Origin of the sequence: Devosia sp. (assembly GCF_017744655.1) — a bacterium.
In the GTDB taxonomy this organism is placed as follows: Bacteria; Pseudomonadota; Alphaproteobacteria; order Rhizobiales; family Devosiaceae; genus Devosia.
The window spans coordinates 174,277-194,407 of record NZ_JAGIAW010000002.1 but is presented as its reverse complement, the minus strand read 5'-3'; the positions used below and the strand labels follow the sequence as shown (position 1 = coordinate 194,407).

The following is a 20,131-nucleotide window of genomic DNA, read 5'->3' as shown; positions in this document are numbered from 1 at the left end:
CGATGACGATTTTCCGCCAGCTGCTCAGCAACAAGAAGGCCATGGTGGGCATCACCATCCTTCTCATCGTTGTCCTCGTCGCCATCTTCGCGCCCTTCCTCACCGAGTATAGCCCGGTGAAGCGCGTCGGGCGTCCACACCAGGCTCCCTCATGGGAGCATTGGCTGGGCACGACCCGTCTCGGCCACGACGTCTTCGCCCGTCTCGTCTATGGCGCCCGCGTCTCGCTCGCGGTCGGCTTCGGCGCCGGCCTTGCCATCACCCTCATCGGCACCGTCCTCGGCATAATTGCCGGCTACAAGGGCGGCGTCGTCGACGAGGTCATCAACTTCTTCACCAATATGGTGCTGGTCGTTCCGAACCTGCCGCTGCTCCTCGTCCTCGCCGCCTTTATCGGCCAGGCAAGCCCGCTGGTGATCGCCGTTATCCTCGGCCTCACATCCTGGGCCTGGGGCGTGCGCGTCACCCGCTCGGAAACCCTCTCCATCCGTCAGCGCGACTATGTCAAATCCGCCGAAATGCTGGGCGAACCAAGCTGGCGCATCATGGCCTTCGAGATTTTCCCGAACCTGATTTCCATCGTCGGCATCAATTTCATCGGCAGCGTCATCTTCGCCGTGATCACCGAAGCGACGCTCGAATTCCTCGGTCTCGGCGATCCCAACACCGTCTCCTGGGGCATCATGCTCTACAATGCCCAGAACGCTTCGGCCCTTTCGGTCGGCGCCTGGTGGGACCTCCTCGCCCCATGCTTTGCCCTCGCCGTCCTCGGCCTTGGCCTCGCACTCATCAACTTCGCCATCGACGAAATCGCCAATCCACGTCTTCGTACCGGCGGCATGCTCAATCGCTGGACCCGCATGGTCCGTATCGGAGAGGGCAAGCTATGACCGATCCCGTCCTCTCGATCCGCAATCTCAACATCGACTATATCGGCGCCGAAAAGGACTTCCACGCCGTCAAGGATGTCTCCTTCGACATCGCGCCAGGCGAATTCTTCGGCCTCGCCGGCGAATCCGGTTGCGGCAAGTCGACCATCGCCTTCGCCGTCAGCCGCCTCCACCGCCCCCCTGCCCTCATCCGCAAGGGCAGCCAGATCCTCGTTGGCGGCCGCGACGTGCTGGCCCTGACCGACGATGAACTCCGCCGCTTCCGCTGGCGCGAGGTCGCCATGGTGTTCCAGAGCGCCATGAACTCGCTCAATCCGGTGCTGACCATCGAAACGCAGTTCTATGACGTCCTCAAAGCCCACAGCCGCATCAGCCGTGCCGAAGCCCGCACCCGCGCCGCCGAACTCCTGAAGCTCGTCGACATTTCGCCCGACCGGCTCTCGTCCTATCCGCACCAGTGCTCGGGCGGTATGCGCCAGCGCATCGTCATCGCCATCTGCCTCGCGCTCAATCCAAAGCTGCTCATCATGGACGAGCCCACCACCGCCCTAGACGTGGTGGTGCAGCGCGAAATCCTGCAGCGCATCGACGTCTTGCGCAAAGAACTCGGCTTCTCCGTCCTCTTCATCACGCACGATCTCGGCCTGATGGTGCAGGTCAGCGACCGCATCGGCATCATGCTCGAAGGCGAGCTGGTGGAAGTCAACGACGCCCAGACCATCTACCGCACGCCGCAGCACGCCTACACAAAACGCCTCTGGGCCTCGATGCCGAAACTCCATGGCGAACAGATCCGCGAGGGAGCCCAGTCATGAGCGACGCCATCCTCGCCCTCGACAATGTCAGCAAAACCTTCGGCCGCGCCGACAAGCCCGTCTACGCCGCCCGCTCGGTCTCCTTCGGCCTCCATCCCGGCCGCACCCTGGCGCTGGTCGGGGAATCCGGCTCCGGCAAGACCACCGCCGCCCGCCTCATCATGCGCGAATATACGCCCGACGAAGGCCAGCTGCTCTTCCGCGGCACGCCCCTAGGCAAGGCCAATGCCAAGGCATTGAAAGCCTATCGCGCCTCGGTGCAGATGGTGTTCCAGGACCCCTTCGCGGCCCTAAACCCCACGCACACGATCCGCTATCACCTCGAGCGCCCCCTGCGCCTCCATCAGCCCAAGCTGAACGCCAAGGAGCGTACCGCCGCCATCGAGGAATTGCTCACCCGCGTCAAACTCGACCCGGCGCTCTTGATGCCAAAGTATCCGCACGAACTCTCGGGCGGCCAGCGCCAGCGCATCAGCATTGCCCGCGCCCTCGCGGTCAATCCGCAGGTCATCGTCGCCGACGAACCGACCTCGATGCTCGACGTCTCGGTGCGCCTCGGCATTCTCAATCTGCTCAATGACATGAAGGCCCAACTGGGCCTGGCGCTCTTGTACATAACCCACGACATCGCCACGGCGCGCTATGTCGCCGAGGACATCATGGTCATGTATGCCGGCCAGATCGTCGAATGGGGAGACACCGAGAGCGTGCTGACCAATCCCCAGCACCCCTATACGCGGCTTCTTCTTTCGGCGGTCCCCGACCCCGATCGCCGCTTCTCGGACACGCGCTTCTCCGAAGAACTCAACCGCATCGAGTTCATCCGCCGGCAGTCGGCTTTGCCGCAGCCCGAAACGCGGGAAGTCGCAAAAAACCACTTCATCCGACCGATGCCGGAATAAGAAACTCCCGGCGTCCAATGCACGCCAGGAGTTCTGCTTTTACCAGCTCGCGAGAACGGCGCCGTTGAAGGTCGTCTCGACGAAGGTGCGGATTTCGTCCGAGTGGTACGCATCCACCAGGGCCTTCACCCACGGTTGACCCTTGTCTTCCGTACGGATCGCGATCACGTTCACATAGGGACCCTTCGGGCTTTCGCGCAGGATCGGGTCGTTGACCGGATCAAGGCCAGCCTGTTCGGCGAAGTTCGTGTTGATGCCAGCGGCGTCAACGTCGGGCAGAACGCGCGGCAGCTGGGCAGCGTCGACTTCGATGATCTCAAAGTTCTTCGGGTTGCCGACGATGTCAGCAACGCTCGCTGCGGTGCCAACGCCTTCTTTGAGGTCGAGCAGGCCGTTGTCTTCGAGCAACAGCAACACGCGGCCGCCATTGGTCGGGTCGTTTGGAATGCCAATCTTGGCGCCATCGGGCAGGTCGGCAATGTTCTCGTACTTGTCCGAGTAGATGCCGATCGGGAAGTTCACGGTCGTTGCCACGGACTCGATGGCATAGCCGCGGTCACGCACCTGGTTGTCGAGGTAAGGCTGGTGCTGGAACGAATTGGCGTTGAGTTCGCCCGAAGCAAGAGCTTCGTTCGGAATGACATAATCCGAGAATTCGAGGATTTCGAGATCGATGCCCTGGGCAGCAAGGATCGGCTTCACGGCTTCCAGGATCTGCGCGTGCGGACCGGGCGTCGCGCCAATCTTGATGGTTTCGGCATAGGCCGGCGCCGCGATTAGGCTGAGGCCAAGGGCAACACCAGCGATAACAGTCTTGAACGACATGGATAAAAATCCTTTCGAGGGAGGGGAGTTAGTGGCGCGAGCGCTTGTCGAAGCGCCGCGCAAGGGAGTCGCCAAGGCTCTGGACGCCCTGGACGAGAACGATCAGCACCAGCACCACGGCCAACATCACGTCGGGCATGAAGCGCTGATAACCGAAACGAATACCGAGATCGCCGAGGCCACCGCCGCCGACGGCGCCCACCATGGCCGAATAGCCGATGAGGCTGACGACGGTCAGCGTCAGCGCCAGTGTGATGGCCGGCAGTGCCTCAGGCAGCAGAACTTTCTGCACGATCTGAAACGGGCTCGCGCCCATCGACCGCGCCGCTTCGATCAGCCCCTGATCCACCCCACGAATGGCCGCCTCGATGACGCGCGCAATGAAGGGCGCCGAAGCAATGGTCAGCGGCACGATGGCCGCGCTGGTGCCGATGGACGTGCCGGTAATCAACCGCGTCAGCGGAATGATGGCGACGACGAGAATGATGAACGGCGTCGAGCGCGCCGCATTGACGATCAGACCAAGCACTGCGTTCACGGCGGGCGCGGCAAACAGTTCACCGCGCTGGCTCGTCGCGAGGAACACGCCGAGCGGCAGGCCGATCAGCGTGCCGATAAAGCCGGCAATGCCGACCATGTAGAGCGTCTGCACGAAGGAATCGACGAGCAGCTTCAGGATTTGGGGCGAGAAGACTTCAGGCATAGCCGAGCACCTCCGTTTCAAGACCCAGTTCCTTGGAGGTCACCAAAAGGGCGGGCAATTTGGCCACGTCAGGCAGGCTCACCACCAGCGTGCCGAAAGGCCGGCCAGAAATGTGGTCCACCTTGGCCTGCACGATGCCGAGATCGGCATCCAGCTTTCGCGTCAGCACGGAAAGCCACGGCTGCGCTGCGCCCTCCCCCTTGAACACAAGCTGCACCAGCGCTTCCTTGTCCGCCTCGGGCGTTGCGCTCAGGCGCATGGCCAGATGCTCGGGCAATTGCGTCCCGGTAATGCTGGAAACAAAATTGCGCGTCGTCGCATGCTGCGGCCCGGTGAACACATCATAGGTCGCGCCCTCTTCGACGATGCGCCCTTCGTCAATCACCGCCACCCGATCGGCCACAGTCTTGATGACAGACATTTCGTGGGTGATCAGCAGCACGGTCACGCCGAGATCGGCATTGACCTGCTTGAGCAGCGCCAGAATCTGTTCGGTGGTTTCCGGATCAAGCGCCGATGTCGCCTCATCCGAGAGCAGCACCTTTGGATTGGTCGCCAGCGCACGGGCGATGCCGACACGCTGCTTCTGCCCGCCCGAGAGTTCCGCCGGATAGCGATCGACCTTGTCCGACAGTCCCACCAGATCAAGCAGCGGCAAAACGCGCCTACGGATTTCCGCCTTGGAGACACCTGCAATTTCCAGCGGCAGCGCCACATTGCCAAAGGCCGTGCGCCGCGCCAGCAGGTTAAAGTGCTGGAAAATCATGCCAATCGAGCGGCGCTCCTGACGCAGCGCCCGTTCTTCCAGTGCTGAAATCTCGACGCCATCGACCCGCACCGAACCGGAACTGGGCAGTTCCAGCCCATTCACCAGCCGGATCAGCGTCGATTTGCCGGCACCCGAACGGCCGATAACGCCAAGAATGGCGCCCCTCGGCACATCGAGATTGATTTCATGAAGTGCAGTAACGGGCGCATTGGCACCGCGTGCCGCAAAGGTCTTCTCGACCCCGCGAAGTTGGATAATGGCTTCACTTGAAGCCGCGCCGCTGGAGATGTGATCGGTCAATTTCAGTCCGCTAAATGACGACGGAATTAGTCGGCATTTAGACTAAAAAAGTCGAGGGAGACACTTCCAAACAATGGACGAATTCCGGGTTTTTCGTCCACCGGTTCTGGATTGAGCGCAAAATCCGGTTTTCGTGGGCGGGGGGTCATCCAACCACCGGCGTCATTCCCGCGAAAGCGGGAATCTCTATTTCCAGAAGCGGAGGTCCCCGCTTTCGCGGGGATGACACGGTGAAAGAGAACTCGACATATCCCCATCCACCGGCGCGGCACCTCCCCTTGACGGGCTCCGACCCGTCCCGAAGGGCAAATCGCTCCAGTGGAGCGATTTGAGGCGAGGAGGATGGGAGGGGGTGCGGGAGCCACGATGCCTGTGCGCGCGAACACCCCCACCCTTAATCCCTCCCCACAAGGGGAGGGACACCAAGGAGCCGGAACGACTGAGGCTTGCGCCTCCCTCCCCCTTTTTGGGAAGGGAACGAGGGTGGGGGTATCGGCGCAAACCGCCCTCTCAAGCCGCTCCCAGTTCCTCCGCCAAATACGCCTCAACACTCCGCGGCTTCCGCGCCAACACGCGCTCGACAGTATCGGTGAGCCCCGCCGCACCACCCTGCGCAATCACCACAAAAAACTGCTTCACCACCTCGGCCTCAAAGCCCTCAATGCCCGAGGGCAATCCGGCCACCGCTGACGACACACCCACTGGCTTCCCCGTAATCCGCGTCGCCAGTCCCGCAATATCCGGAATAGACAGCGAATCCGGCCCCGTGATCACCAGCGGACCAGCCGCCACTTTCGGCGCCAGGAGCTGGCTGATCGCAACATCGGCAATATCACGCACATCAACATAGCCCACCTTGGCCCCATGTCTCGCCGCAATGGCTTCACCCCGCTTGATCTGCGCCGCCACCGCGGCGAGCGACACCTGCAGCCATGCGTTCGGCCGCACCGCCACATAGTCGAGCCCCGACTGCGCCAGATGATCTTCCACCCTCTTATGCGCATCGCCCGAGAACGACGTCCCTACCGTCCAGTCCGACCCGGAAATTTTCACGATCCGCGCCACGCCTGCCGCTTTGGCGACATCGACCAGCGCAATCTGGTCCTCGGCCAGCCGCTCGCTGATCGGCGAGAGCAGCAGCACCCGGCTCACACCGTTCAACGCCGCCGGCAATGAGGCGGGCACCGAAAAATCGCCCTCCGATATCTCGACCTTATCGCCAAAAAGCTCCCTGGCCGCCTCTGGCCGTCGCGTCAACACGCGAACCCGATGCCCACCGTCGATCAGTTTTGGCGTCAGCACCCGGCCCAGTTTGCCGGTCGCACCGGTAATGAGAAACAGATCGGAAGACGGCATCTAAAACACCTTCCCCTCTTTCAGATGCGTGGTGGTCCCATTGAGAATGTAATCGCCGACAATGCGCGACTTGTGCAGCAGCGGATTGTGGTTGAGCACCGTCCGGATGTTCCGCCAGTGACGGTCGAAATTGTACTTTCGCGAGGTCGCTGAACCGCCGCCGAGTTCGAACATGCGCTCAGCTGTACGCGGCCCCAACTGACCAATAACCAATTGGGCTTTCGCCGTTACCAGTGTGCTAGCAACAAGTGACGTTTCGATAGCCTCCGCGTCACCCGTTGCGAACGTATCTGCGGTATGCTGCAAAGCCCTCGCACCCTCGGCAATCAGCGTGTCGATCGCCAGCGAATTGGCCGCGATTTCGCCGATAACCTGTTGAACGAAATGATCTTCCCGCGCCGTCGCTGCCGGACTATGCGCCGCCGACCGCGCCTGCTTCCTCACATAGTCGATCCCATCGCTCAAGACGTTCCGCACCGCCCCCGCCGCACTCGCCGCCAGATGCAATTGCCGCAGTGTCGAGCAGTGCCGACCGACCTGATTTTCTAGACTTCGGCGCGCAAACTCGTGCTCAAAAACCTCAACATTATCAAGCACTACGCCGCCACTCGCGGTCAACTTCTGCCCCATGCCATCCCAATCGTCGAGGATGTTTATGCCCTCCCGATCAACCGGTAGCAGCACACCAACCGTCTCGCCCGCCTCATTGACCGCACTGAACGAAGCATAGTCGGCATAGGCCGTTCCGGTCGCATACCACTTGCGCCCATTGAGCCGCCAAGTGCTTCCAACCTTTGAGATTTTCGTCGTCACCTCACCCGGCCGCGCCGTCCCCTGCTCGGTATGTGCCCCACCAAACAGCTTGCCCTCCAGCACCCGCTCGATAGCCCCCGCATCGCGCTGGTCGGCGCCGCTCAGCACCAGATTCTCGACATAGTTGAAATGCGACCTAAGTGCATGAGCTACATTGGAATCTGCCGATCCCAAGGCCGCGATCAACTCGATATAATCCGGCACCGAACCACCCGGCCCACCCAGTTCCAACGGCACCCGCAAAGCGCCAAGCCCGGACTCCCGGAACAGCCGAAACGCCTCGAACGGCAGTTCGCGATCCAGATCCCTCTGCGCCGCACCCTTGGCGATTTCGGCGACAAGACCCGGAATTCGCTCAAGTAATTCTTCCCGGTTGGGGCCACCTTGGGTCGACGAAAGTTTCTGAACGGCAGCGGTCATCGGCAGGCCCTTATGTAAAAACAATAAGCCTGCCGGACACTTATCCGGCAGGCCAAAAGATCACGAAGCGAGGTAGATATCCGCGCCGTTGGTCCAGAGGTGCTCCGCGCCGAGTTTCAGGTTTTGCACGCGCTTGTCGGAAATGGTGATCGAGGCGGGCGTGACGATATCGAGCGTCGGCAGGTCTTCGACCACGATGCGCTGGAAATCGTTGAACAGTTGCAGGCGCTTGGCCGGGTCGATCTCGACGGCAGCAGTTTCGAGCAGACGGTCGACTTCCGGGTTTTCGTACTTGGAGCCGTTGGAGAACGGCAGGCCGACCTTGAAGTTCTTCGACCAGTAGAGGCGCTGGATGCCGACGGTCGGGTCGTAGAGATTGCTCATGCCTTCGATGGCGATGTCAAAATCGCGATCGGTGAAGATACGCTTCACGAAGGTCGCAAAATCCTGCGTGCGCAGCTCGACCTGAATGCCGACCTTGGCAAGGGCCTGGACAAAATATTCGCCGGTCTGCTTGGGCGGGCCCGAGGGCTGGGTCGGATCGACGAAGAGCTTGAAGCGGAAGCCATCGGCGCCGCGCGGATAGCCGGCTTCGTCGAGCAGCGCTTCGGCCTTGGCCGGGTCAAAGTCGTATTTCGGCACGTCGGGGTTGTAGAAGCGCGCGAGATCGGGGCTCACCGGGCCGTCGAGACGGGTGGCGTAGCCGAGATAGATGGTGTTGACGATAAAATCCTTGTCGATCGCATGCGCGATGGCGTGACGGACTTTGACGTCGGCGAGGTAGGGATTTTCGAGGTTGAATTCGGCACGCGCAATGCTCGGCGAATAGGGCGCCGGACGCGTATCGACGACGAGGTTCGGATTGGCCTTGAGGCGCTCGATATCGGTGAGCGGCACGTTGGCAACCGAAACCTGCACTTCGCCCGATTCAATGGCGGCGACGGCTGCGGCCGGATCGACGATGAAGCGAATAATGAGCTGGTCGAGATAGGGCTTGCCTTCGCCCCAGTAGTTTTCGTTCTTCTTGAGAATGACGTGGCTGCCACGTACCCATTCGACGAAGGTGAAGGGACCAGTACCGACCGGCGCGAAATTGTGCGGGTTCTCCGGGATATTCGTGCCTTCATAAAGATGCTTCGGCACAATCGGCGCTTCAAAGCTTGCAAAGGCGGTCAGCAGGAACGGTGCGGGCTTCGAAAGGATCAACTCAACCCCGTGCGGGCCGAGCACGTTGACTTCTTCAACCGAAGCGAAGGTGGCGCGGCCGCGGGGGTGATGTTCCTTGAGGGCAAGGATGGAGAAGGCGACGTCTTCGGCGGTGAAGTCGGTGCCGTCATGCCACTTCACGCCTTCGCGCAGCTTGAACGCGTAGCGCAGGCCGTCCTCGGCGACTTCCCACGAGGTGGCAAGTAGCGGCTGCGGCTCAAAATTTTCGTCATAGGTCAGCAGACCTTCGGTGGTCTTGCCGCTGACATAGTAGGCGGCGCCGGCGGTGTGGGCGATGAGCACGAGAACCGGTGGTTCGGTGCCGATATTAATGGACACTGAGCCACCCGGCGTCGGGGTCGCGTTCTGGGCGAAGGCGAAGCCCGGCACCGTCGAGACGGCGGCCAAGGCGGCTGTGGAAAGCAGGAAGGCGCGGCGGGTTGGGGCGAGCACGCCACGAGATTTGGAAGTCGTCATTTTTGGTCCTGACCGTTGCGTGCCGCTCTCGAGAGCGACGTGGAAACTGGGGCCTCTGTCGGGCAAGGCAGGACAACTTTATAATGTCTAGTTTTTTTATCGAGATAATGGATTACGAACTGAGACGATGGGCGGAAAAACCCTCAGCGCCACACTTGGTCGAGAAAGAAAAATTTCGCGCGTGCGTTTCAAGCTGCACCGATCGGCGTGGTAATCGGCGAAGAAATCAGGCGAATTGCGGAAGAAAATGCTTCTGTGCCCGCTCAAACGACGAGGGCCGGCAAGCGCCGACCCTCCTAAAAAGTTGGCAGATGGCGCTCAGGCAACGCGCTGGGTGCGGCTCAGCGGAATGATCTGTGCGGAGCCGGCGGCCGACCGGGGCACGCGGCCTTCGACCGGGTGGCCTGGATCGGTGAAACCAGGCGTAGACGGATGGCCAGTTGCCACGAGACTATCCACGAGGGCTTCATCGTCGGCATCAATCTTAACGTCGAGCGCGCGGATGTAGCCATCCCACTGCTCTTCGGTACGGGGACCAGCAATGGCCGAGGTGATGAGCTGGTTGTTCAGCACCCAGGCGAGCGCAAAATCAGCACCGGTCGTGCCCTTGGCGGCAGCATGGGCGGCGACTTTCTTCGCGACCTCGATGGATTCCTCGCGGAATTCCACGTCATGCATGCGTTTATCGCCGCGGCCGGCGCGACTATCGGCCGGGGCCGCTTCGCCGACATTGTACTTGCCGGTGAGCACGCCGCGGGCGAGCGGGCTGTAGGACACATTGCCAAGGCCGTTGGCGACGGCGGCCGGAAGCTGTTCGGCTTCGGCCGTGCGATTGACGATGTTGTAGAGCGGCTGGCTGGCGATCGGACGATCGATGCCGAGCTGGTCTGCGAGATGCGCCACTTCGGCAATGCGCCAGCCGCGGAAGTTGGACACGCCGAAATAGCGCAGCTTGCCGGCCTTGATCAGATCGGCAATGGCGCGAACGGGCTCTTCGAGCGAGGCGTCAAACACGGCACGGTGGAAATAGAGGATGTCGATATAGTCGGTGTCGAGATTGCGCAGCGAATTCTCGACGGTCTCGTAAACCCACTTGCGCGAATAGCCGCCCTTGTTGGGTTTTGGATCGCGCGAGTTGACGAACTTAGTGGCGAGCACCCAATCTTCGCGGTGCTTCTTGATACCCTTGCCGACAGTCTGCTCGGACTTGCCGTCGTGATAGACGTCGGCGGTATCGATGAAATTGATACCCTGCTCGTGCGCCTTGTCGATGATGCGGAAGGCGACATCGTCCGGCGTCTGATTGCCAAACATCATGGTGCCCAAGGTGATCGGTGACACTTTCAGCGCGCTGCGGCCAAGATAGCGATAGTCGACCATGGAAAACTCCCTGTTCGTGGTGCCTGAAGCCGGCACCATGGTCTTTTGTATTGAAGGTGGAATTGAGGTCAGGAAGCGAGCGCCCTGCTTCGGGTTTCGCCGCCGGCCGCCGCGGCGATGAGCGCGCGGGTATAGTCGGTCTTGGGCTGACGCCAGATGGTCTTGTGGTCGCTCTCTTCGATAATGCGGGAATCCTTCATCACGATGACGCGGTCGGAAATGTACTGAACCACCGCCAGATCGTGCGAGATGAAAAGATAGCTGAGGCCAAGGTCGCGCTTGAGATCGACCAGAAGATTGAGAATCTGCGCCTGGATCGAGACGTCGAGCGCCGAAACCGGTTCATCGCAAATCACGAGCGAGGGGCGCAGGATCAGCGCGCGGGCGATGCCGATGCGCTGGCGCTGGCCGCCGGAAAATTCGTGTGGATAGCGTTCGGCGGCTGAAAGCGGCAGGCGGACGTGCTCAAAGGTTTCGGCGATGCGCTGGCGGCGTTCTGCGGCGTCATGGACGCCGTGAACGATCAGCGGCGCTTCGAGAATGTCGCGGATCGATTTTCGTGGATTGAGCGAGCCGAACGGGTCCTGGAAAATCATCTGCAGGTCGCGGCGAACCGGCTGAAGCTGATTAGGGCTGAGGCCGGTAATGTCCTGGCCCTGAAAGCGGATGCTACCGCTTTCGGCATTGACGAGGCGCATGATGGCTTTCGACAGGGTCGACTTGCCGCTGCCGGATTCACCCACAATGCCAAGAGTTTCGCCCTTGGCGAGGGTGAGTGTTGCCTTGTCGAGCGCCCGGTTTTCGCGATTTCGGGTGCGGTAGGTAACGGAAAGACCGTCGACCTGCAGGATCGGCTCGTCGTCATTGGCGACGGGTGGCAGATCGCGCGGGACCGGCTGGCGGATCTGATAGTCGTTCTGCCCGTCGAGATCCTTTACCACGCGGATTTCGGAAAGCGAGCGCGAGGTGTGGTGCACACCGTCTTCGAGCCGGATCGAGGCCTGGGCCAGGCCGCGCGTATAGGGGTGGCGGTCTGCCGAGAAGAGTTCGGACGTCGGCAGCTCTTCGAGCTTATCGCCGTGATACATGACCACCACGCGGTCGCTCCAGCGCGAGACGACGCCAAGATCGTGGGTGATGAGCAGAAGGCCCATCGAGAGCTTGCGGCGCAGTTCGTCGAGCAGTTCGAGAATCTGGGCCTGAATGGTCGCGTCGAGCGCCGTCGTTGGCTCGTCGGCTATAAGAAGTTTGGGTTTGCAGGCCACGGCAATGGCGATCATCACGCGCTGGCGCTGGCCGCCGGAAAGTTGGTGCGGGAAATCATCGACGCGCTTTTCGGCATCGGGGATTTTCACGAGGTTGAGCAGCTCGATGGCGCGGGCACGCGCTTCCTTCCTACTCAGCTTTTCGTGGAGGCGCAGCACCTCGGCGATCTGGTTGCCGATAGTGGCGACCGGATTGAGGCTGGTCATTGGCTCCTGGAAGATCATCGCGATCTCCCGCCCACGCACCTTGCGAATGTCGCGGTCGGAAAGCTTTAGGAGGTCCGTGCCTTCGAAAGTGATCCGGCCATTGGGTACCTCAGCATTGCGCGGCAGGAGACGCATCAGCGCCAGGGCGCTGAGCGATTTGCCAGAACCGGACTCGCCAACGACGGCGACGGTTTCGCCGCGATCGACAGAAAAGCTCAGGTGGCGGACCGGATCGGCAGAGCCGAAACGGACGGTGAGGTTTTCGACCTCGAGAAGACGGCTGGATGCGGGGCTCACGAGCGTTCCTCCGAAAAGCGCGGGTTGAGCGCGTCGTTGAGACCGTCGCCGATCAGGTTGAGGGCGAGCACGGTGAAGACGATGGCAAGGCCCGGCAGGAAGGTGAGATACCAGGCGGTGCGGATGAGTTCGCGGCCATTGCCGATCATCGAGCCCCAGCTGACGACGTTGGGATCGCCCAGGCCCATGAAGCTCAGGGCCGATTCCATCAGGATGGCCGTCGCGACCATGACCGAGGCGGTGACGATCAGCGGCGGCAGGGCATTGGGCAGAATCTCGCGAAAAATGATGCGCGGATGGCGGAAGCCGAGACTGCGGGCGGCGACCACATAGTCCTTTTCGCGAATGGCGCGGAACTCGGCGCGGGTGAGACGCGCCACCATGGGCCAACTGACGATGGCGATGGCGACCGAAACAGTAGTGGCCGAGGGCTGGGCGATTGCAACGAGGACCACCAGCAGCACGAAATTAGGAAGGGTCTGGAAGATTTCGATGATGCGGACGAGCACATCATCGACCCAGCCGCCAAAGTAACCGGCCAGCGAGCCGACGGTGATGCCGACACCGAGGCCAAGGGCCGTTGCCGTCAGGCCGACAAAGAGCGAGATGCGCGCGCCATGGAAAAGACCGGCCAGCACGTTACGACCCATGGAGTCGGTTCCGAGCGGGAAGGCGGCGTCCTGGCCCGGCCAGAGGAAGGGTTTTCCGACCATGCCGAGCGGATCGCCGGGAAAAACGATGGGAGCGACGAGGGCGACAAGTACCATCAGGGACAGGAAAACCAACCCGAAGAGCGCATTGGGATTGCGCAGGAAGGCTGCGAGTTCACGCCGCCCGGCGGGCACAGACACCGATGCCGTGCGCGTGGTGCGGGCATCGGGCGCCTTGATATTATGCCATTGAGACGTATCCGGCTTTTCGGCCTGGGTAGCGCTGGCGCGCGCCTGTATGGGCGTAGCGGCGTGCGTGACGGCGGTTTCGGTCGTCATTTCTGCTCTCCGATGCGGGGATCGAGCCAGGCCTGCGCAAGGTCCACAATGGCATTGGCGAGAATGACCAAAATGGACGAGAGTAGCAGGATGCCCAGAAGAACTGTGTAGTCGCGGCCCATCACGGCCTCGAAGGCAAGGCGCCCGAGGCCGGGCCAGCTATAGACAGTCTCCACCACCACGGCGCCGCCGAGCATGCCGCCGACATGCATGCCGGCCATGGTGGTGATGGGGATGAGCGCATTGCGCAGCACATGCTTGACGGTCACAACCGCGGGCGAGAGCCCCTTGGCATAGGCAGTGCGCACAAAGTCCTGGTTCTTGACTTCGAGCATGGCGGCGCGGGTCAGGCGGGCATAAATGGCGACGTAGAATAGCGCGAGTGACGTCGCCGGCAGCACCATGTAGCGCGCCTTGTCGATGATGGCGGCAAAGCCGGTATAGGACGAGCCGATGGTCCCTGCCCCGCCGCTCGGCAGCCAGCCCAGTGTCACCGAGAACAGCACGATCAGCATCAGGCCGATCCAGAAGCCGGGCACGGAATAAAAGAGCAGCGCGAAGATCGAGAGCAGCCGATCCGGCAGGCGACCGGAAAAGGCCGCCATCAGCGAGCCTAGCGTCAGGCCGATGAGAATGGCGATAGCCAGAGCCATGGCCATCAGCGTCAGCGTGCCGGGAAGACGTTGGCCGATCAGCTCGGTCACCGGCATGCCGTAACGTGGCGAGAAGCCGAGGCTGAACTGAGCGAGATTGCCGAGATAATTGGCGAGCTGCACCAGCACCGGATTGTCGAGACCGAAGCGCTCACGCAGCGCCTGCATGGTTTCGACCGTCGCCGAACCGGCTTCGCCTGCCATCACGTCAGCAGCATCGCCCGGGGCGAGTTGGAGCAGGAAAAAATTGAGAATGATGATGCCGAGAACGGTGGGCACGGCCTGAAGGAGCGTGCGTCGCAGCGTCCTCAATATGCGCGGCAGAGCTGACATGAGCGCTTTCTCTTTCACTCGATGGGAGCAACGGGGTCCTTGCGGCATCCGGAAAGAGCACTGCTCAGCTCCGGGGTTCAGCCTGCGAAATTTATGTTGACTAGTTTTATAGGCTTTGTCAAATCTGCTTTGGCAAATTCATCCTGACTTTTCGCGATTTCAGGAACTAGTTTCTTACAAATCGATCAAAATCAGACATTGAAGCAAATTTCTTGCGCATCACAGTGCGCGACAGAAACAGACAAACGCTTGGGGATGCCGGTTTGGAAAAACCTGCCCTCGCCAACAGGAGAAGAGGCATGACGATCAAGAATACGATTTCCGAGATCTGGTACACGCGCTGCCCCGTGCCCACTCCGGTTGGTCTCGCGGTGCAACTGGGTCTTCTGGACGAGGCGTTTGCCAAGGAAGGCGTGAAGCTCAATTCGATCATAGACAGCAAGGATAGAGCGATCCGGTCGAGCCACTTCGACCATCACCTGAGCTATTCCTTCCGCCACGGCGGCAATGTTCCGCCGATCCGCGCACGCTCGGAAGGCAATCCGACTCGCCTTGTCGGCATCACCTGGACAGATGAATTCCAGGCCATCATCACCCTGCCCACGAGTGGCATCAAAACGACCAAGGACTTGGTCGGTCGCCGCTTCGGCATTGCCCGCCGTCCGGCAGGGATCGTCGATTTCATGGCTGCAACCGCGCTCAAGGGCCTCGTTTCGGCCCTGTCGCTCGCAGGCCTTACGCATAAGCAAGTCGAGATCGTCGATATTCCTCTGACCGAATCCGTACTCGATGGCCGCGAGGGTCCGCAGCTCTATGGCCTCAGGAATCGCCAGGCCTATGGGGCCGAAGTCGCTGCTCTACTGCGCGGCGAGGTTGATGCGATCTACGTGAAGGGAACCGGCGGCATTGCCATCACCAATCTCATCGCGGCCCATACCGTGGTGGAGTTCGGTTTCCATCCCGATCCGAAAATCCGCATCAATTCCGGCTCACCGCGCGTGCTGACAGTGGACGAGCGCCTGGCCGAAGACCGGCCGGACCTCGTCGCCCGCCTGATCGAAACGCTGCATCGCGCCAGCGACTGGGCCGAGGCGCATCCCGATGATGTCCGCCGCTTCGTCGCCCGCGAAGTCGGCGCTTCCGAGGAAATCGTGGCCGCTGCCAATGGTCCGGACCTGCACAAGCATCTGGGGCTCGGCCTTGAGCCCGAACTGGTCGATGCCATCGGTCACTACAAGGACTTCCTCTACGAGTGGGGCTTCCTCGAACGCGATTTTGACATCAACGCCTGGGTCGACCGCCGGCCTTGGGACGGCATCGACATTCGCGCCGTCGCCTGATTTCCGAGGACTGACATGACCACCGACTTCACCCCCTATATCGCCAAGGCCGAGCATCTCGGCCGACGCTTCGCCCTCACCGCTGGGCATTATGACGAAACCGGCGAATTCCCCTTCGCCAATTTCGACGCCCTCTACGAGGCAGGCCTGCTCGGCCTCGTGACGGCAACCGAGCATGGCGGTCTCGGCGGCGGGCTCACCGAAGCGCTGGCCGTGGTTTCGGCCGTGGCGCAGGGCGAGCCATCCACCGCTCTGGTGCTGGCGATGCACTACAGCCAGCATTACGGCATCCGCGCCTCGGGCAAGTGGCCGCAGCATCTGATCGAGCGCGTGACCAAGGCCAATCGCGAAGGTGTCGCCCTGCTCAATGCCGCACAGGTTGAGCCGCGCGTCGGTTCGCCCTCGCATGGCAGCCTTCCAGAAACGGTGGCACGCAAGGTGGGCAATCAGTGGCGCATCACCGGCCACAAGACCTATGCGACGGGTATTCCGCTCCTCAAATGGGTTTCCGTGCTCGCCGTCACCGACGAGCCGGAACCGCGCCTCGGCTCCTTCCTGGTGCCGACCGATGCCGATGGCATCCGCGTCGAAAAGACCTGGAACGCCACCGGCATGCGAGCCACCAATAGCCATGACCTGATCCTCGATGACGTCGCCATCGATATCGAAGATGTGCTGGATATCGCCCCGGCCACCGAAGGCCTCAAGCGCGACGAACGGCTTGGCGCCTGGTATTTTACTCTCGTCCCCTCGATCTATGACGGCGCCGCCCGCGCGGCGCGCGACTGGCTGGTGGATTTCACCAGCACGCGCGCTCCGGCGAGCCTCGGCGCACCGCTTTCGACGGTACCGCGCATTCAGGATGGTGTTGGCCAGATCGAAGCCTGGCTCGCGACCAATCGGCGCCTGCTGCGCACGATCGCCGAGGATTTCGATGCCGGTCGTCCCTTTGGCTCGGACTCGGCGGCGACCAAGCACGAGGTCATCGAGAACGCCATTCTGGCGACGACGCTAGCCCTCGATCTCGGCGGCAATCCCGGCATCAGCCGCGATCATCCGCTCGAGCGGCACCATCGCGACGCGATTTCGGGCAAGGCCCATGCGCCGCAGAACAACATGATCCGCACCATTTTGGCCAAGGGCGCATTCGCCCGCTATGCCGCCCGCAAGGACGAGCCAGTGGAGCCAGTCGCCGTGCGCACGCCGACGCGTCCGCGCCTCGTCGCCAGCGCCTGAGGAGTTTTTGAGATGAGCCAAGAACCCAAATCCGTCTGGTACACGCGCTGCCCTGCCCCGACGCCGCTCTCTATCGCCGCCCAACTTGGTTGGGTGGACGAGGCCTTTGGCGCCCAGAGCGTTGCGGTCGCCTCGATCCGCGACAGCAAAGACCCGGCTGTTCGCCAAAGCCACTTTACGCATGCGCTCGATTGGTCGTTCCGCCAGGGCGGCAATATTCCGCCAATCTGGGCGCGTTCGGGCGGACGGGAAACCCGCATCGTCGGCATCACGACGACCGATGAGTTCCAGGCGGTTATCTCCCTGCCGACGACCGGCATCAAGTCGGCCAAGGACCTCAAAGGCCGCAGGGTTGGCGTGCCACGGCAAGCTGGTGGGATCGTCGATTTCCAGCGCGCCACTGCGCTCAAAGGCATCGTCTCAGCGCTATCGCTCGAGGGACTGACCGCTGGGGATGTCGAGATCGTTTATCTCGATGTGCGCGAGACGGCTTTGCTTGAAATCAGCAATGCGGCCTTCCTCGGCCTCAAGCGCCGCTACCCCTATGGCGAGGAATTGCTGGCTCTCGCCCGCGACGAAATCGATGCCTTCTTCGTCAAGGGCGCGGAAGGATTGGTGCTGGCCAATCAGATCGGCGCAACCATTGTTTCCGAATTCGGCTTCCATCCGGATGCCCGCATCCGCATCAACAATGGCACGCCACGCCCGCTGACGGTCGACGCGAAATTTGCCGATGAGCGGCCAGATCTCGTGGCTGAACTGGTAGCGACGGTCGATCGCGTCGGCGCTTGGGCCGAGACCCATCCCGAAGACACGGTGCGCTTCATCGCCCGCGAAATCAGTGTCGCCGAAGAAGCGATCTGGGCCGCCAATGGCCCGAATGTCCACCGGCACCTGAAACTGACGCTCGAAGACGAGCAGATTGACGCCCTCTCCCATTTCAAGGATTTCCTCCTCGAATGGGGTTTCATTCCCGCCGACTTCGACGTCGCCGCCTGGATCGATCCACGCGCGCTCGACGCCATCAGGCGCAGCGAGGCCGCATGACCACTCCCTTTGTCGACATCGCCATTATCGGCGGCGGCCCGGGCGGGCTGGCGCTCGCCCAGGGCCTCAAGAAAAACGGCATCGAGGCGGCCGTGTTCGAACGCGATGCGGAGCGCGCCGACTATGTGCAGGGTTTTCGCCTGCGCCTCAGGCAACGCGGCCTCGATGCGCTTGAGGCCAATCTGCCGCCGCATCTCTTTGAAGCATTTCTCGCCACTCTTGGCCGGGCGCCAACCGAAAACACCGCGCTCGACGAGAATTTCGTTCCCGTAGACAGCAGCGCCTGGGGCCGCGGAGTCGAGGACACCCATGTCGAAAAGTCGGTGAGCCGCATCACCCTGCGGCAAATCCTGCTTTCCGGCCTTGAGGATGTGGTTCAGACCGGCAAGCAGTTCCTGCACTACGAGATCGAGCCGGAAGGTACAGTGCTGTCGCACTTTGCCGACGGGTCGCGCGTCCGCTCCAACATTCTCGTCGGCGCTGACGGCGCGGGCTCGACCGTGCGGCGGCAATTGCTGCCCGACCTGAAGAGTATCGACACAGGCGTGCGCCGGCTTGCCGGAAAAATGACGCTCGAGGCAGCGGCGGCACACGACATCGAATCCGTCCTGCTCGACACCAATGCCAATATCCGGCCGAGCGAAGGCCACAACCTGATGATCACCAGTCATCGCGTTGATCCCTCGGCCTTCGACCGTCACGGCGTCATTGGCGCGGATGATCCGACACATAGAGATATTGCCGGTTTCCACTTCAACAACGCAACCAGCTACGTTTGGTGGAACACGGCCTATGAGGTAGGCGAGCTTGCGCCGGACGATGTACTCGAAACGCTCGACGGTGCGGCGCTGTTGGAGGTGTTGCTGGCAAAGATCGGCCATTGGGACGAGCGCATTCTCAAGCTGATCCGCCACACCGATCCGTCGACCGTTGCTCTTCTGAAAGTGCGCTCTTCGCAGCCGGGCGCTGTCTGGGAAACGGGGCCGGTGACGCTTCTGGGCGATTCCATTCACGCCATGACCTATTTCCGCGCGCTGGGCGGCAATACGGCGCTCTACGATACGGGCTTGCTCGTGCCGCAACTGGTGGCGTCACGCAAGCGCGGCAAGCCCATACTCACCGCGCTCAACGACTACGAAAACGCCATGCGCGAGCACGGCTACGAGGCCGTGCGCTCCTCGCTCACCGCCATGCTGAACAATGTCGCCGCCGGCCGCGCCCTCAAGGGCGTCGCCGCCGAGTAGAACCATAGAAAGCCCCATTCCATGTCCATCGTCGTCTTCGGCGCCTCCGGCAATATCCGCAAGGAAGCCCTGTCGCGCGGTTTTCGCGTCACTGCCGTCACCAATTCGAGCCCGCTCGAAGCTGAACCCAATCTCACGACGCTCACGGCGGATCTCGCCGACACCGAGGCTGTTGCCCGGATCATTTCGGGCCATGATGCAGTGATTTCGGCCTATAGCCCCGGCCTGCGGAAATACTCGGCCGACGAGGCCGCCGAACTCATCCGCCGCGCCCATGAATCGCTCTTCGAAGCCGTCAAACTCGGCGGCGTGAAGCGGCTGATCCTTGTCGGTGGCGTTGGCAGCCTCGAAGCGAGCCCCGGCGTCGATGTCGTCGACAGCGACTTTTACCCCGCCGACCACAAGGCCCATACGCTGCGCAACCGCGAGATCGTGCGTGCCCTCAAGCGGGGCGAATATGATCTCGACTGGACCTATGTGTCGCCGCCGCTCGAGATCAAAGCCGGCGACCGCACCGGCAAATTCCGGCTCGGCGAAGACCAGCTTCTCCGCGACCCGGACGGCAATAGCCGCATTTCTGAGGCCGATTTCGCCGTGGCCATTCTCGATGAGCTCGAACAGGGCCGCTACGTGCGTCGCCGCTTCACGGCGGCCTATTGAGCCG

General features: G+C 61.9%; 18 protein-coding genes. 8 read left to right on the top strand and 10 right to left on the bottom strand.

Annotated features, from left to right (window positions below):
- The first annotated feature begins 2 nt into the window (after nucleotides 1-2).
- From J7557_RS06880 to J7557_RS06870, 3 genes are read left to right on the top strand one after another with little or no spacing between them, the layout of a single operon-like run.
- Nucleotides 3-890, top strand: coding sequence for an ABC transporter permease (locus J7557_RS06880; RefSeq protein ID WP_291418669.1), 888 nt, complete (start codon nucleotides 3-5; stop codon nucleotides 888-890).
- Nucleotides 887-1,705 carry an ABC transporter ATP-binding protein gene (locus tag J7557_RS06875; protein WP_291418667.1) on the top strand — a complete coding sequence of 273 codons (819 nt, stop codon included), beginning with the start codon at nucleotides 887-889 and terminating at the stop codon, nucleotides 1,703-1,705. The genes J7557_RS06880 and J7557_RS06875 overlap by 4 nt, the downstream gene beginning before the upstream one ends.
- The gene (locus tag J7557_RS06870; RefSeq protein ID WP_291418665.1) at nucleotides 1,702-2,607 is read left to right on the top strand and encodes an ABC transporter ATP-binding protein; all 906 of its coding nucleotides are present in this window, start codon (nucleotides 1,702-1,704) and stop codon (nucleotides 2,605-2,607) included. Before J7557_RS06875 ends, J7557_RS06870 begins: the two co-directional genes overlap by 4 nt.
- A gap of 39 nt (nucleotides 2,608-2,646) precedes the next feature.
- Here J7557_RS06870 and J7557_RS06865 read toward each other — a convergent pair whose 3' ends face one another.
- The 10 genes from J7557_RS06865 to J7557_RS06820 form a co-directional block, all read right to left on the bottom strand.
- Nucleotides 2,647-3,432, bottom strand: coding sequence for a MetQ/NlpA family ABC transporter substrate-binding protein (locus J7557_RS06865; protein ID WP_291418663.1), 786 nt, complete (start codon nucleotides 3,430-3,432; stop codon nucleotides 2,647-2,649).
- Nucleotides 3,433-3,460: 28 nt separating this feature from the next.
- Complete coding sequence (locus J7557_RS06860) at nucleotides 3,461-4,135, bottom strand: methionine ABC transporter permease (RefSeq protein WP_291405227.1); 675 nt, start codon at nucleotides 4,133-4,135, stop codon at nucleotides 3,461-3,463.
- A complete protein-coding gene (locus tag J7557_RS06855) occupies nucleotides 4,128-5,204 on the bottom strand; it encodes a methionine ABC transporter ATP-binding protein (RefSeq protein ID WP_291418661.1) in 1,077 nt (358 codons plus the stop codon). Before J7557_RS06855 ends, J7557_RS06860 begins: the two co-directional genes overlap by 8 nt.
- Before the next feature lie 510 nt (nucleotides 5,205-5,714).
- Nucleotides 5,715-6,560, bottom strand: coding sequence for an NAD(P)H-binding protein (locus J7557_RS06850; protein ID WP_291418659.1), 846 nt, complete (start codon nucleotides 6,558-6,560; stop codon nucleotides 5,715-5,717).
- Entirely contained in the window at nucleotides 6,561-7,793 is a 1,233-nt protein-coding gene (locus J7557_RS06845) for an acyl-CoA dehydrogenase family protein (RefSeq protein ID WP_291418658.1), read from the bottom strand. It lies immediately after the preceding gene.
- Nucleotides 7,794-7,853: 60 nt separating this feature from the next.
- Nucleotides 7,854-9,476 (bottom strand): ABC transporter substrate-binding protein, encoded by a 1,623-nt coding sequence (locus tag J7557_RS06840; protein WP_291418656.1) that lies wholly within the window; start codon nucleotides 9,474-9,476, stop codon nucleotides 7,854-7,856.
- A 318-nt stretch (nucleotides 9,477-9,794) separates the two neighbouring features.
- Nucleotides 9,795-10,856, bottom strand: coding sequence for an aldo/keto reductase (locus tag J7557_RS06835; RefSeq protein ID WP_291418654.1), 1,062 nt, complete (start codon nucleotides 10,854-10,856; stop codon nucleotides 9,795-9,797).
- A 68-nt stretch (nucleotides 10,857-10,924) separates the two neighbouring features.
- Nucleotides 10,925-12,625 (bottom strand): ABC transporter ATP-binding protein, encoded by a 1,701-nt coding sequence (locus J7557_RS06830; protein WP_291418652.1) that lies wholly within the window; start codon nucleotides 12,623-12,625, stop codon nucleotides 10,925-10,927.
- Nucleotides 12,622-13,614, bottom strand: a complete 993-nt coding sequence (locus J7557_RS06825) for an ABC transporter permease (protein WP_367272879.1) — start codon at nucleotides 13,612-13,614, stop codon at nucleotides 12,622-12,624. The genes J7557_RS06830 and J7557_RS06825 overlap by 4 nt, the downstream gene beginning before the upstream one ends.
- Nucleotides 13,611-14,600: an ABC transporter permease gene (locus J7557_RS06820; protein ID WP_291418650.1), complete on the bottom strand. Its 990-nt coding sequence runs from the start codon at nucleotides 14,598-14,600 to the stop codon at nucleotides 13,611-13,613. The genes J7557_RS06825 and J7557_RS06820 overlap by 4 nt, the downstream gene beginning before the upstream one ends.
- Before the next feature lie 299 nt (nucleotides 14,601-14,899).
- Here J7557_RS06820 and J7557_RS06815 point away from each other — a divergent pair, with 299 nt between their 5' ends.
- From J7557_RS06815 to J7557_RS06795, 5 genes are read left to right on the top strand one after another with little or no spacing between them, the layout of a single operon-like run.
- Nucleotides 14,900-15,940 carry an ABC transporter substrate-binding protein gene (locus tag J7557_RS06815; RefSeq protein ID WP_291418648.1) on the top strand — a complete coding sequence of 347 codons (1,041 nt, stop codon included), beginning with the start codon at nucleotides 14,900-14,902 and terminating at the stop codon, nucleotides 15,938-15,940.
- Between the two features lie 15 nt (nucleotides 15,941-15,955).
- Nucleotides 15,956-17,176 carry an acyl-CoA dehydrogenase family protein gene (locus J7557_RS06810; protein ID WP_291418646.1) on the top strand — a complete coding sequence of 407 codons (1,221 nt, stop codon included), beginning with the start codon at nucleotides 15,956-15,958 and terminating at the stop codon, nucleotides 17,174-17,176.
- 12 nt (nucleotides 17,177-17,188) lie between these two features.
- The gene (locus tag J7557_RS06805; RefSeq protein WP_291418643.1) at nucleotides 17,189-18,223 is read left to right on the top strand and encodes an ABC transporter substrate-binding protein; all 1,035 of its coding nucleotides are present in this window, start codon (nucleotides 17,189-17,191) and stop codon (nucleotides 18,221-18,223) included.
- Complete coding sequence (locus J7557_RS06800) at nucleotides 18,220-19,467, top strand: FAD-dependent monooxygenase (RefSeq protein WP_291418642.1); 1,248 nt, start codon at nucleotides 18,220-18,222, stop codon at nucleotides 19,465-19,467. The genes J7557_RS06805 and J7557_RS06800 overlap by 4 nt, the downstream gene beginning before the upstream one ends.
- 21 nt (nucleotides 19,468-19,488) lie before the next feature.
- On the top strand, nucleotides 19,489-20,127 hold the full coding sequence (locus J7557_RS06795) for an NAD(P)-dependent oxidoreductase (protein ID WP_291418640.1): 639 nt from the start codon (nucleotides 19,489-19,491) through the stop codon (nucleotides 20,125-20,127).
- Nucleotides 20,128-20,131: the final 4 nt, after the last annotated feature.

Coding starts and splice junctions, on each gene's coding strand:
- J7557_RS06880 (WP_291418669.1), top strand. CDS start 3: ATGACGATTTTCCGCCAGCTGCTCAGCAACAAGAAGGCCATGGTGGGC.
- J7557_RS06875 (WP_291418667.1), top strand. CDS start 887: ATGACCGATCCCGTCCTCTCGATCCGCAATCTCAACATCGACTATATC.
- J7557_RS06870 (WP_291418665.1), top strand. CDS start 1,702: ATGAGCGACGCCATCCTCGCCCTCGACAATGTCAGCAAAACCTTCGGC.
- J7557_RS06865 (WP_291418663.1), bottom strand. CDS start 3,432: ATGTCGTTCAAGACTGTTATCGCTGGTGTTGCCCTTGGCCTCAGCCTA.
- J7557_RS06860 (WP_291405227.1), bottom strand. CDS start 4,135: ATGCCTGAAGTCTTCTCGCCCCAAATCCTGAAGCTGCTCGTCGATTCC.
- J7557_RS06850 (WP_291418659.1), bottom strand. CDS start 6,560: ATGCCGTCTTCCGATCTGTTTCTCATTACCGGTGCGACCGGCAAACTG.
- J7557_RS06845 (WP_291418658.1), bottom strand. CDS start 7,793: ATGACCGCTGCCGTTCAGAAACTTTCGTCGACCCAAGGTGGCCCCAAC.
- J7557_RS06840 (WP_291418656.1), bottom strand. CDS start 9,476: ATGACGACTTCCAAATCTCGTGGCGTGCTCGCCCCAACCCGCCGCGCC.
- J7557_RS06835 (WP_291418654.1), bottom strand. CDS start 10,856: ATGGTCGACTATCGCTATCTTGGCCGCAGCGCGCTGAAAGTGTCACCG.
- J7557_RS06825 (WP_367272879.1), bottom strand. CDS start 13,614: ATGACGACCGAAACCGCCGTCACGCACGCCGCTACGCCCATACAGGCG.
- J7557_RS06820 (WP_291418650.1), bottom strand. CDS start 14,600: ATGTCAGCTCTGCCGCGCATATTGAGGACGCTGCGACGCACGCTCCTT.
- J7557_RS06815 (WP_291418648.1), top strand. CDS start 14,900: ATGACGATCAAGAATACGATTTCCGAGATCTGGTACACGCGCTGCCCC.
- J7557_RS06810 (WP_291418646.1), top strand. CDS start 15,956: ATGACCACCGACTTCACCCCCTATATCGCCAAGGCCGAGCATCTCGGC.
- J7557_RS06805 (WP_291418643.1), top strand. CDS start 17,189: ATGAGCCAAGAACCCAAATCCGTCTGGTACACGCGCTGCCCTGCCCCG.
- J7557_RS06800 (WP_291418642.1), top strand. CDS start 18,220: ATGACCACTCCCTTTGTCGACATCGCCATTATCGGCGGCGGCCCGGGC.
- J7557_RS06795 (WP_291418640.1), top strand. CDS start 19,489: ATGTCCATCGTCGTCTTCGGCGCCTCCGGCAATATCCGCAAGGAAGCC.